Raw genomic sequence first — 12,279 nt, 5'->3', positions numbered from 1 at the left:
GAACGGGGAGGCACGGACATGGGCAGCGGCACAGGGCCGATTCGGATCCTGATCGCGGACGACCAGGCGGACGTCCGCAGTGCGTTCCGGATGATCCTGGACGTCCAGCCGGACATGGTGGTGGTGGCGGAGGCCACGAACGGTGCCGCAGCGGTGGAGGAGGCGCGGCGGCTGCGACCGGACGTGGTGCTCGCGGACATCCGGATGCCGAAGCTCGACGGTCTGGAAGTCACCCGGCAGTTGGCCGACCAGTGCAAGGTGATCGTGGTGACCACCTTCGACCTGGACGAGTACGTCCACACGGCGCTGCGGCACGGAGCGGCCGGGTTCCTGCTGAAGCGCTCGGGGCCGGTGCTGCTGATCGAGGCGGTCCGGGCGGCCATGGCGGGGGACGCGTTGATCAGCCCGCAGATCACCGTCCGGCTCCTGCGGCACATGGCACTTCCGGGTGCGGAGCCGAGGCCCGAGCCGGAGGCCAGGGCAGCCGCGGCGGCGCCACTGATAGCCGGGGTGCCGGAGGAACTGACCGCGAGAGAAAGGGAGATCGCCGAGCTGGTCGCCGACGGCGCGACCAACGCCGAGATCGGCGCCGGGCTGTTCATCTCACCGGGGACGGTGAAGAACCACCTCGCCAACGTCCAGCGCAAGATCGGCGCCCGCAACCGGGTGGGCGTCGCGGCCTGGGTCTGGGAGCAGGCGGCCGGCCGGTAGTAACCGGCGGCGTCCGGGCGGAGGATCGGGCGGGCGGACGGGTGGAGGGAGGGCATCAGAACCCCCACCACACCCCGAGTTCGCGCGCTTGTGAACGAAGGGTCAAGCGAGCGTTCGGACTCCCACCACCCCTGCGGGTGAGCCGCTATAACACGTCAACATGACGCCCGGAAATTTGCTTAGTCCGGAGCATGGTTGATATAGAAACACGCCCCTGACCAGCTGCTTCGCAGATAAATGCGACTGCTTGTGATCATTTGACTGCTTTGTGCTGGCAAGTCTGGGCATGTTCACATTCAGCACCATTCACATGGTGTCGTAGATCACAAAGATGGCGGTGAACTGCGTGTCGCAGATCACAAGCGGACGGGCATAAGATGCGCTCGTTCCAGGCTTTGTGAACTGCCTCACATGAGGTGGATCTCGGGAACTGGAACGCGGGTTCACCTCAGGGTGACCTGCCGGTTCCGATCTGCAGTCAAGGACGACTGGACGGAGGGAGCGGGGGCTATGAATGCCTACGCGCCGATCCTCGTACTCGGTGCCATCGCGGCGGCGTTCGCGGTCGGCTCCGTCGTGATGGCCTCACTCACCGGCCCCAAGCGCTACAACCGGGCCAAGTTGGAGGCGTACGAGTGCGGCATCGAGCCGACCCCGCAGCCTGTGGGCGGCGGTCGGTTCCCGATCAAGTACTACCTGACGGCGATGCTCTTCATCGTCTTCGACATCGAGATCGTCTTCCTCTACCCCTGGGCGGTGACCTTCGACGCCCTGGGGATCTTCGGGCTGGTCGAGATGCTCCTGTTCATCGCCACCGTCTTCGTCGCGTACGCCTACGTGTGGCGCCGCGGCGGCCTGGAGTGGGACTGAGCGCGGGGTGGTCCGAGCGCGGGGTGGTTCTGCCACCCGTCCGCCGGCTGCGCGTCCGCTTGTGAACGAGCGGACAAGCCAGAACCGGCCCACGTATCAGCGGACTCGAGGGCATTGAGAGGGATCTGATGGGAATCGAGGAGAAGCTGCCGAGCGGCTTTCTGCTCACGACCGTGGAGACGGCCGCCGGCTGGGTGCGCAAGGCGTCACTCTTCCCGGCGACCTTCGGTCTGGCCTGCTGCGCGATCGAGATGATGACCACCGGCGCCGGTCGCTACGACCTGGCCCGGTTCGGGATGGAGGTCTTCCGGGGATCCCCGCGGCAGGCCGATCTGATGATCGTGGCGGGCCGGGTGAGCCAGAAGATGGCCCCGGTGCTGCGCCAGGTGTACGACCAGATGCCCAATCCCAAGTGGGTCATCTCGATGGGCGTCTGCGCCTCGTCCGGCGGGATGTTCAACAACTACGCGATCGTCCAGGGCGTCGACCACATCGTCCCGGTGGACATCTACCTGCCCGGCTGTCCGCCCCGTCCGGAGATGCTGATGGACGCCATCCTGAAGCTGCACGACAAGATCCAGCACGAGCCGCTGGGCGTGAACAAGCGCCGGGCCGAGGAGCTGGGCGAGGCGCTCGCCCTCAAGGCGACCCCGGTCAGCGAGATGCGGGGGCAGCTGCGATGAACGAGCAGGTGCCCGAGACCCGCCGCGAGCAGCCGTCCCGCGAGATCCCGGTCGAGGTGGTCGGCCGCCGGCAGGGCATGTTCGGTGCCAAGGGCAGCGGCGACACCTCCGGCTTCGGCGGTCTGGCCGTCCCGGTCGTCCTGCCCGGTCCGAGCGAACGCCCTTACGGGGGCTGGTTCGACGAGGTGGCCGACGAGCTGGAGGGCGCCCTGGAGGAACAGGGCCTGGACCCGGTCGAGGTGATCGAGAAGACCGTGGTCGACCGTGGTGAGCTCACCTTCCACATCGACCGCGCACACCTGCTGAGGACCGTCCGGGTCCTGCGCGACGACCCGGCGCTGCGCTTCGAACTCTGCCTGGGCGTGAGCGGCGTGCACTACCCCGGGGACAAGGGCCGCGAGCTGCACGCGGTCTACCACCTGCGCTCGATCACCCACGGCCGGCTGATCCGGCTGGAGGTCACCGCGCCGGACGCCGACCCGCGGATCCCCTCCGTGGTGAGCGTCTACCCGACCAACGACTGGCACGAGCGCGAGGCCTACGACTTCTTCGGCCTGGTCTTCGAGGGCCACCCGGCGCTCACCCGGATCATGATGCCGGACGACTGGCTGGGCCACCCGCAGCGCAAGGACTACCCGCTCGGCGGCATCCCCGTCGAGTACAAGGGCGCCCAGATCCCGGCTCCCGACCAGCGGAGGTCGTACAGCTGATGAACACCCAGCACTATGACGAGACCGAGGCCGCGGACGTCCGCGACACCACCGAGGGCCGGGTCTTCACCGTCACCGGCGGCGACTGGGGCGAGGTGGTCGAGGCGGTCGGCCGGGCCGACGACGAGCGCATCATCGTCAACATGGGCCCGCAGCACCCGTCCACCCACGGGGTGCTGCGGCTGATCCTGGAGATCGACGGCGAGACGGTGACGGAGGCCCGCTGCGGCATCGGCTACCTCCACACCGGCATCGAGAAGAACATGGAGTTCCGCAGCTGGGTCCAGGGCACCACCTTCGTGACCCGGATGGACTACCTGACCCCGCTGTTCAACGAGACGGCCTACTGCCTGGCGGTCGAGAAGCTGCTCGGCATCACCGGCGACGTCCCGGAGCGGGCCAGCGTCATCCGCGTGATGATGATGGAGCTCAACCGGATCGCCTCGCACCTGGTCTGCCTGGCCACCGGCGGCATGGAGATCGGCTCCACCACCCTGATGATCTACGGCTTCCGGGACCGCGAACTGATCCTGGACGTCTTCGAGCTGGTCACCGGCCTGCGCATGAACCACGCGTACGTGCGCCCCGGCGGCCTCGCCCAGGACCTGCCGCCCGGGGCCGTCGACCAGATCCGCGAGGCGGTCAAGGTCTTCCGCTCCCGGATGCACGAGTACGACAAGCTTGCCACCGGCAACCCGGTGTTCAAGGCCCGGCTGGTCGACGTCGGCTTCCTGGACCTGCCCGGCTGCCTGGCCCTCGGCGCCACCGGCCCGATCCTGCGCGCCACCGGGCTGCCGCACGACCTGCGCAAGAGCGACCCGTACTGCGGGTACGAGGACTACGACTTCGAGGTCGCGATCGCCGACAGCGCCGACTCCTACGGCCGCTTCGTGATCCGGCTGGAGGAGATGAAGCAGTCCCTGCGGATCGTCGAGCAGTGCCTGGACCGGCTGCGGCCGGGCCCGGTCATGGTGGCCGACAAGAAGATCGCCTGGCCCGCGCAACTGGCCGTCGGGCCTGACGGGTTGGGCAACTCCCTCGACCACATCCGCAAGATCATGGGCACCTCCATGGAGGCCCTGATCCACCACTTCAAGCTGGTCACCGAGGGCTTCCGGGTCCCGGTCGGCCAGGCGTACTCGGCGATCGAGTCGCCCAAGGGCGAGCTGGGCGTGCACGTGGTCAGTGACGGCGGGACGCGTCCGTACCGGGTCCACTTCAGGGACCCGTCGTTCACCAATCTGCAGACGATGGCGGCGATGTGCGAGGGCGGCCAGGTGGCCGACGTGATCGTCGCGGTGGCCGGGATCGACCCGGTGATGGGAGGCGTGGACCGGTGACCAACGTCGAACTCGGACTGCCGGCACTGCCGGCCGCACCGTACCCCGAGGAGGTGCACGCCCGGCTGGCCGCCGACGCCGCCGAGCTGATCGCCCGCTACCCCCAGCCGCGCTCCGCGCTGCTGCCGCTGCTGCACCTGGTGCAGGCCGAGGAGGGCTTCGTCAGCCCGACCGGGATCCGCTTCTGCGCCGAGCGGTTGGACCTCACCACCGCCGAGGTCACCGCGGTCGCGACCTTCTACACCATGTACCGGCGCCGCCCCGCGGGGAAGTACCACGTCGGGGTCTGCACCAACACCCTGTGCGCGGTGCTCGGCGGCGACCAGATCTTCGCCGACCTCCAGGAGCACCTGGGCATCCGCAACAACGAGACCACCGAGGACGGCGAGGTCTCGATCGAGCACATCGAGTGCAACGCGGCCTGCGACTACGCACCCGTGGTGATGGTCAACTGGGAGTTCTTCGACAACCAGACCCCGGAGAGCGCCCGGCAGCTGGTCGACGACCTGCGCGCCGGCCGCGAGGTCCGGCCCACCCGCGGCGCCCGGCTGTGCGGCTTCAAGGAGACCGCCCGGATCCTGGCCGGCTTCCCCGATGAGCGCCCCGGCGCCAACGACGAGTCCGGCGCCGGCGGCGCCCCCTCGCTGGCCGGCCTGCGGCTGGCCCGCGGCGAGGCCCTGCCGGGCACCCCCGGCGCCAAGGTGGTCTCCCCCCGCCACGAGGGCAACGGCCACGAGGGCAACGGTCAGGCCGGCAACGGCGCCACGGGCAACGGCGCCACGGGCAACGGCCAGGAAGGGAGCGAGGCGTGATGACCTCTGCCGAGCCGGCCGAGAAGCTGCTCACCCCGGTGCTGTCCGACTCCTGGGACGACACCCGCCCCTGGACGCTCGACACCTACCGGCGCCACCACGGCTACGAGGGACTCAAGGCGGCCCTCGCCATGCCACCGGACGACGTGATCGCCCTGGTCAAGGACTCGGGACTGCGCGGCCGGGGCGGCGCCGGCTTCCCGACCGGGATGAAGTGGCAGTTCATCCCGCAGAACGACGGCAAGCCGCACTACCTGGTGGTCAACGCGGACGAGTCCGAACCGGGCACCTGCAAGGACATCCCGCTGCTGTTCGCCAACCCCCACGTGCTGATCGAGGGCATGGTGATCGCCTCCTACGCGATCCGCTGCGACCACGCCTTCATCTACCTGCGCGGCGAGGTCGTCCCGGTGCTGCGCCGGCTGCACGCGGCCGTCGCCGAGGCGTACGCCGCCGGACTGCTGGGCCGGAACATCCTCGGCTCGGGCGTCGACCTCGACATCACCGTGCACGCCGGCGCCGGCGCCTACATCTGCGGCGAGGAGACGGCGCTGCTGGACTCGCTGGAGGGCCGCCGGGGCCAGCCGAGGCTGCGGCCGCCGTTCCCGGCGATCGCCGGCCTGTACGCCTGTCCGACGGTGGTCAACAACGTCGAGTCGATCGCCTCCGTGCCGCCGATCCTGGCCCGCGGCAAGGAGTGGTTCAAGGCCCTGGGCACCGAGAAGTCCCCCGGCTTCACGCTCTACTCGCTCTCCGGCCACGTCACCAACCCCGGCCAGTACGAGGCCCCGCTCGGCGTCACGCTGCGCCAGCTGCTCGACCTCAGCGGCGGCGTCCGCGCCGGGCACCGGCTGAAGTTCTGGACCCCGGGCGGCTCCTCCACCCCGATGTTCACCGACGAGCACCTCGACGTCCCGCTGGACTACGAGGGCGTCGGCGCGGCCGGCTCGATGCTCGGCACCAAGGCGCTCCAGGTCTTCGACGAGACCACCTGCGTGGTGCGCGCCGTCACCCGCTGGACGGAGTTCTACGCCCACGAGTCCTGCGGAAAGTGCACCCCCTGCCGCGAGGGCACCTACTGGCTGGTCCAGTTGCTCAAGCGGATCGAGGCGGGCGAGGGCGTCGACGGGGACCTGGAGAAGCTCCTCGACATCGCCGACAACATCAACGGCAAGTCCTTCTGCGCCCTGGGCGACGGCGCGGCCAGCCCGATCGTCTCCTCGCTCCGGCACTTCCGGGCCGAGTACGAGCAGCACCTGGCCGAGCGCCGCTGCCCGTTCGACCCGGCCGCCTCCACCGTCTGGGCCGACGGCCCCCGCCCCGGCCACCAGTCCGCCACCGAAAGGGAGGTGCACGCGTGACGATCACAGAGCCAACCGCCTCCGAGACCGCGGTCGAACTGGTCACGCTCACCATCGACGGCGTCGAAGTGCGGGTTCCCAAGGGAACGTTGGTGATCCGGGCCGCCGAGACCATCGGCACCCAGATCCCGCGCTTCTGCGACCATCCGCTGCTCGACCCGGCCGGTGCCTGTCGCCAGTGCATCGTCGAGATCGAGGGCCAGCGCAAGCCGGTGGCCTCCTGTACCATCCCGGTGGCCGAGGGCATGGTGGTGCGCACCCAGCTCAGCTCACCGGTGGCCGAGAAGGCGCAGCGCGGCGTGATGGAGCTGCTGCTGATCAACCACCCGCTGGACTGCCCGGTCTGCGACAAGGGCGGCGAGTGCCCGCTCCAGAACCAGGCGATGACCAACGGCGCCGCCGACTCCCGCTTCGAGGGCATGAAGCGCACCTACGAGAAGCCGGTGCCGATCAGCAGCCAGGTGCTGCTGGACCGCGAGCGCTGCGTGCTGTGCGCGCGCTGCACCCGCTTCTCGCAGCAGATCGCCGGGGACCCGTTCATCGACCTGGTGGAGCGCGGGGCGCTGCAGCAGGTCGGCACCGGAGAGGGGGACGACTTCGAGTCGTACTTCTCCGGGAACACCATCCAGATCTGCCCGGTGGGGGCGCTGACCTCGGCGGCGTACCGGTTCCGCTCCCGCCCGTTCGACCTGACCTCCTCGCCCAGTGTGTGCGAGCACTGCGCCTCCGGCTGCGCGCAGCGCACCGACCACCGGCGCGGCAAGGTGCTGCGGCGGCTGGCGGGTGAGGATCCGGCGGTGAACGAGGAGTGGAACTGCGACAAGGGCCGCTTCGCGTTCCGCTACGCCCAGCTCCGGGACCGGCTGACCACCCCGCTGGTGCGGGTGGACGGCGAGCTGGTGCCGGCCTCCTGGCCGGAGGCGCTGGCCCGGGCGGCCGAGGGGCTGCGCGAGGCCCGGACCGGGGTGCTGGCCGGCGGCCGGGTGACGGTCGAGGACGCCTACGCGTACGGGAAGTTCGCGCGGGTGGTGCTGGGCACCAACGACGTGGACTTCCGGGCCCGCCCGCACAGCGGTGAGGAGGCCGACTTCCTGGCCGCGGCGGTGGCCGGGCGGGGTGTCGACCTGGACGGCTCCGGGGTGGCCTACGAGGACCTCGACCGGGCGCCGACGGTGCTGCTGGCGGGCTTCGAGCCGGAGGAGGAGTCGCCGATCGTCTTCCTGCGGCTGCGCAAGGCGACTCGGGCGACGGGCCTGAAGGTGTTCTCGGTGGCCGCGTACGGCTCCCGGGGCCTGGCGAAGCTGCGCGGTGCGCTGCTGCCAGCCGCCCCCGGCACCGAGCCCGAGTGGTTCGCGGCGCTGGCGGCGGACGAGCCGCTGAACGACGACGCGGGCCGGGCGGCCGAGCTGCTGCGGACGCCGGGGGCGGTGATCCTGGCGGGCGAGCGGCTGGCCGCCGTCCCGGGCGCGCTGACGGCGGTGCTGCGGCTGGCGCACGCGACCGGCGCGAAGCTCGCCTGGGTGCCGCGCCGGGCGGGTGAGCGCGGGGCCGTGGAGGCCGGCGCGCTGCCGGGCCTGCTGCCGGGCGGCCGCCCGGTGGCCGTTGCGGTGGCCCGGGCGGAGGCGGCCGAGGTGTGGGGCGGGGCCGAGCCGCCGTCCCGGCCGGGCCGGGACACCGGCGGCATCCTGGCGGCGGCCGCGCGGGGCGAGCTGGACGCGCTGCTGGTCGGTGGTGTGGACCCGGACGACCTGCCGGATCCGGCGCTGGCCGACGAGGCGCTGGCGGCGGTGCCGTTCCTGGTGTCGCTGGAGCTGCGGCCCTCGGCGGTGACGGCGCACGCGGACGTGGTGCTGCCGGTGGCGGCGGTGGCGGAGAAGGCGGGCACCTTCCTGGACTGGGAGGGCCGGGTGCGGATGTTCGAGGCCGCGCTCAAGCCGGACCAGCAGATGGGCCGTCACCTCCAGTCGGACCTGCGGGTGCTGAGCATGCTGGCGGACGCCCTGGGCCACCGGCTGGGTCTGCCGGACGTCCGGGCGGCCCGGCTGGAGCTGGACCGGTTCGTCCCGTGGGAGGGCGACCGCACGGCCGACCCGGCCGCGCACCCGGACGTGCTGCCCCGGCCGGCCGAGGGCCAGGCGGTGCTGGCGGGCTGGCGCCTGCTGCTGGACAACGGCCTGCTGCAGCAGGGGGATCCGCACCTGGCGGGCACCCGGCACCGGGCGGTGGTCCGGATCTCGGCGGAGACGGCCAAGGAGATCGGCGCCGAGGCGGCCGCAGCGCTGCGGCTGACCGGCCCGGCGGGCTCGCTGACCCTGCCGCTGGAGGTCACCGACTCGATCCCGGACCGCACGGTCTGGGTCCCGCTCGACTCCACACCGGGCGGCGCCCACCGCGCGCTGGGCGCCACCGTCGGCCACCTGGTCTCGATCGCCGCGGCCGAGCCGGAACCCGAGCCGGAGTCCGAACCCGCGGCCGAGCCAGGGGCCGAGCCCACGCCCGAGCCAGGGGCGGTGGCCGAGGCCACCGCCGACACCGCCGACACCGCGGACGAAGCCGCGGGCGAAGGGGAGGACCGATGACGTCGCAGCCGTACGAGACGCTCCACTTCTTCGGGCAGGACCCGTGGTGGCTGGTGCTGCTGAAGGCGGTGTTCTGCTTCGCCTTCCTGGTCCTGACGGTGCTGATCGCGATCGTCTGGGAGCGCAAGGTGGTGGCCTGGATGCAGCTGCGCATCGGGCCCAACCGGCACGGCCCGTGGGGCATGCTGCAGTCGCTGGCGGACGGCGTGAAGCTGGCGCTGAAGGAAGACCTGGTGGTCAAGGGCGCGGACAAGGTGGTCTACATCCTCGCCCCGATCGTCTGCGCCATCCCCGCGTTCATGGCCTTCGCGGTGATCCCGTTCGGCCCGGCCGGCAACGAGGTGTCGGTCTTCGGCACCCGGACGCCGCTGCAGCTGACGGACTTCCCGGTGGCCCTGCTGTACATCCTGGCGACGGCCTCGATCGGGATCTACGGGATCGTGCTGGCGGGCTGGTCGTCCGGCTCGACGTACCCGCTGCTGGGCGGGCTGCGCTCGGCCGCGCAGATGGTCAGCTACGAGATCGCGATGGGCCTGGCCTTCGCGGCGGTGTTCATCTACTCCGGCTCGATGTCGACCTCGGAGATCGTGGCGCACCAGCAGCCGACCTGGTTCGCGGCACTGCTGCCGGTGTCGTTCATCGTCTACGTGATCGCGATGGTCGGCGAGACCAACCGGGCGCCGTTCGACCTGCCGGAGGCCGAGGGCGAGCTGGTCGGCGGCTTCAACACCGAGTACTCCTCGCTGAAGTTCGCGATGTTCATGCTGGCCGAGTACGTGAACATGGTGACGGTCTCGGCGGTGGCCTCGACCCTCTTCCTGGGCGGCTGGCGGGCCCCGTGGCCGGTGTCGACGTTCTGGGAGGGCGCCAACCACGGCTGGTGGCCGATGCTGTGGATCACGCTGAAGATCCAGCTGCTGCTGTTCTTCTTCATCTGGCTGCGCGGCACGCTGCCCCGGTTCCGCTACGACCAGTTCATGAAGCTGGGCTGGAAGGTGCTGATCCCGGTCTCGCTGGTGTGGCTGGTGCTGATCGCGAGCGTGCGGGCGCTGCGCAACGAGGGCTACGGCTTCGGCGAGGTGGTGCTGTACGTGGGTGCCCCGGTCGGCGTGATCCTGCTGCTGGCGCTGCTGCGGGACTTCGTGAGGAAGCAGCCGGAGCCCGAAGAGGCCCCGCCCGGGAAGGAGTTCGACCCGATGGCGGGTGGCTACCCGGTCCCGCCGATGCCCGGCCAGGTGCTCCCGCCGGTGCCGCGCCGGCCCAGCCGCGCCCCGAAGCAACTCCAGGACGCCCTCAACGGGGCCGACCATTCCGAAGGGAGCTGAACCGAGATGTCCGACCAGTCCGATCGTACGGACCGCCCCGAGCGGGGCGACCGCCCGTCGATCCTCGGCCCGGCCGCCGGCTTCGGCGTGACCTTCAAGGCCATGTTCAAGAAGCGGCTCACCGAGCAGTACCCGGAGCAGAAGAAGCCCACCGCTCCGCGCTTCCACGGCCGCCACCAGCTGAACCGGCACCCGGACGGCCTGGAGAAGTGCGTCGGCTGCGAGCTGTGCGCGTGGGCCTGCCCGGCCGACGCGATCTACGTGGAGGGCGCCGACAACCAGGACGAGGAGCGCTACTCCCCGGGTGAGCGCTACGGGGCGGTGTACCAGATCAACTACGCCCGCTGCATCCTGTGCGGGCTGTGCATCGAGGCCTGCCCGACCAGGGCGCTGACGATGACCAACGAGTACGAGCTGGCCGACTCCTCCCGCCGGGACCTGATCTTCACCAAGGAGCAACTGCTGGTGGGCCTGTCCGAGGGCATGGTCGACACCCCGCACGCGATCTTCCCGGGCACCGACGAGGGCGCGTACTACCGGGGCGAGGTCACCGCGGCGGCGCCGGGGACGGTCCAGCAGGAGCGCACCGACCGGGAGAAGGAGGTGCGGCAGTGATCGCGCGGCTGGCGGAAGCGACCGGGACGACCTCCACGGGTGAGGCCGTCCAGTTCTGGGTGCTCGCGGTGATCGCGGTCGGCGGCGCGCTCGGCATGGTGTCGATGCGCAAGGCGGTGCACAGCGCGCTCTGCCTGGCGGCCACCATGCTGGCGCTGGCGGTCTGTTACATGGCGCAGGGCGCGGTGTTCCTGGGCGTGGTGCAGATCGTGGTCTACACCGGCGCGATCATGATGCTGTTCCTGTTCGTGGTGATGCTGGTCGGTGTCACCAGCGAGGACTCCACGAAGGAGCACCTGAAGGGCCAGCGGTTCGCCGCGGTGCTGTGCGGGCTGGGCTTCGGGGTGCTGCTGATCGCCGGGATCGCCAACGCGAAGCTGAACCACTTCACCGGGCTGTCCGAGGCGAACGCCGAGGGCAACGTGCCGGGCCTGGCCCGGCTGATCTTCACCCGGTACGTGTGGGCCTTCGAGGTCACCGGCGCGCTGCTGATCACCGCGGCGATCGGCGCGATGGTGCTGACCCACCGGGAGCACGTGACGGCACCCAAGACCCAGCGCGAGCTGGCGGCGCAGCGGGTCGAGGACAACATCCAGGTGCCGCCGCTGCCGGCGCCGGGCGTGTACGCGCGGCACAACGCGGTGGACGTCCCGGCGCTGCTGCCGGACGGCACGATCGCCGAGGACTCGGTGATGGCGACGCTGCGCGAGCGCGGTCAGGTCCGGGACGTCAGCCAGGCGATGCTGCGGCGGATGGCGGAGCTGGAGAACAGCACGGCGGACTGGCTGGGCCGTCCGTCCTCGGAGCGGCCGGCGGTGGCCGCTCCGCGCAAGTCGCTGGAGCCGGTGCCGGCGAACGGCGGGCGGGCCCCGGCGAACGGCGGGCGCGGGCGCGTCCCGGTGAACGGTGAACCGGTGCCGGCGAACCACGTGAAGCACCCGGCCGACGAGGAGGGCGCGGAGTGAACCCGGTCAACTACCTCTACCTGTCGGCTCTGTTGTTCACCATCGGCGCGGCCGGGGTGCTGGTGCGACGCAACGCGATCGTGCTGTTCATGTGCGTGGAGCTGATGCTGAACGCCTCGAACCTCGCTCTGGTGACCTTCTCCCGGCTGCACGGGACCCTGGACGGCCAGATCATCGCGTTCTTCACGATGGTGGTCGCGGCGGCCGAGGTCGTGGTGGGCCTCGCCATCATCGTCTCCATCTTCCGGACCAGGCACTCCGCTTCGGTCGACGACAGCAACCTGATGAAGCTGTAGGCGGAGGCCCTC

General features: G+C 70.9%; 11 protein-coding genes and 1 pseudogene. All 12 read left to right on the top strand.

Features of this window, described 5'->3' with window-relative positions:
- Positions 1-18: 18 nt before the first annotated feature.
- Positions 19-711, top strand: coding sequence for a response regulator (locus ACFRAR_RS14995; protein ID WP_380698469.1), 693 nt, complete (start codon positions 19-21; stop codon positions 709-711).
- Between the two features lie 510 nt (positions 712-1,221).
- On the top strand, positions 1,222-1,581 hold the full coding sequence (locus tag ACFRAR_RS14990; protein ID WP_030060100.1) for an NADH-quinone oxidoreductase subunit A: 360 nt from the start codon (positions 1,222-1,224) through the stop codon (positions 1,579-1,581).
- Positions 1,582-1,709: 128 nt separating this feature from the next.
- Positions 1,710-2,264, top strand: coding sequence for an NADH-quinone oxidoreductase subunit B family protein (locus tag ACFRAR_RS14985; RefSeq protein WP_316526761.1), 555 nt, complete (start codon positions 1,710-1,712; stop codon positions 2,262-2,264).
- A pseudogene (locus ACFRAR_RS14980) lies at positions 2,261-2,959 on the top strand (NADH-quinone oxidoreductase subunit C); the annotation flags it as partial. The gene ACFRAR_RS14985 and the pseudogene ACFRAR_RS14980, both read left to right, overlap by 4 nt.
- A gap of 14 nt (positions 2,960-2,973) precedes the next feature.
- The gene (locus ACFRAR_RS14975) at positions 2,974-4,314 is read left to right on the top strand and encodes an NADH-quinone oxidoreductase subunit D (protein ID WP_380698468.1); all 1,341 of its coding nucleotides are present in this window, start codon (positions 2,974-2,976) and stop codon (positions 4,312-4,314) included.
- Positions 4,311-5,126 (top strand): NADH-quinone oxidoreductase subunit NuoE, encoded by an 816-nt coding sequence (nuoE, locus tag ACFRAR_RS14970; protein WP_380698467.1) that lies wholly within the window; start codon positions 4,311-4,313, stop codon positions 5,124-5,126. The genes ACFRAR_RS14975 and nuoE overlap by 4 nt, the downstream gene beginning before the upstream one ends.
- Positions 5,126-6,487 (top strand): NADH-quinone oxidoreductase subunit NuoF, encoded by a 1,362-nt coding sequence (gene nuoF, locus ACFRAR_RS14965; protein WP_380698466.1) that lies wholly within the window; start codon positions 5,126-5,128, stop codon positions 6,485-6,487. The genes nuoE and nuoF overlap by 1 nt, the downstream gene beginning before the upstream one ends.
- Positions 6,484-9,066: an NADH-quinone oxidoreductase subunit G gene (locus tag ACFRAR_RS14960; RefSeq protein ID WP_380698465.1), complete on the top strand. Its 2,583-nt coding sequence runs from the start codon at positions 6,484-6,486 to the stop codon at positions 9,064-9,066. The genes nuoF and ACFRAR_RS14960 overlap by 4 nt, the downstream gene beginning before the upstream one ends.
- Entirely contained in the window at positions 9,063-10,391 is a 1,329-nt protein-coding gene (nuoH, locus tag ACFRAR_RS14955) for an NADH-quinone oxidoreductase subunit NuoH (protein ID WP_380698464.1), read from the top strand. The genes ACFRAR_RS14960 and nuoH overlap by 4 nt, the downstream gene beginning before the upstream one ends.
- Positions 10,392-10,397: 6 nt before the next feature.
- The gene (nuoI, locus tag ACFRAR_RS14950) at positions 10,398-11,006 is read left to right on the top strand and encodes an NADH-quinone oxidoreductase subunit NuoI (protein WP_380698463.1); all 609 of its coding nucleotides are present in this window, start codon (positions 10,398-10,400) and stop codon (positions 11,004-11,006) included.
- Complete coding sequence (locus ACFRAR_RS14945) at positions 11,006-11,971, top strand: NADH-quinone oxidoreductase subunit J (RefSeq protein WP_380698503.1); 966 nt, start codon at positions 11,006-11,008, stop codon at positions 11,969-11,971. Before nuoI ends, ACFRAR_RS14945 begins: the two co-directional genes overlap by 1 nt.
- Positions 11,968-12,267, top strand: coding sequence for an NADH-quinone oxidoreductase subunit NuoK (nuoK, locus tag ACFRAR_RS14940; protein WP_049652557.1), 300 nt, complete (start codon positions 11,968-11,970; stop codon positions 12,265-12,267). Before ACFRAR_RS14945 ends, nuoK begins: the two co-directional genes overlap by 4 nt.
- Positions 12,268-12,279 lie beyond the last annotated feature (12 nt).

This window comes from Kitasatospora sp. NPDC056651, from assembly GCF_042792155.1.
Classification (GTDB): Bacteria; Actinomycetota; Actinomycetes; order Streptomycetales; family Streptomycetaceae; genus Kitasatospora.
This window is presented reverse-complemented; position numbering and strand designations above follow the sequence as displayed.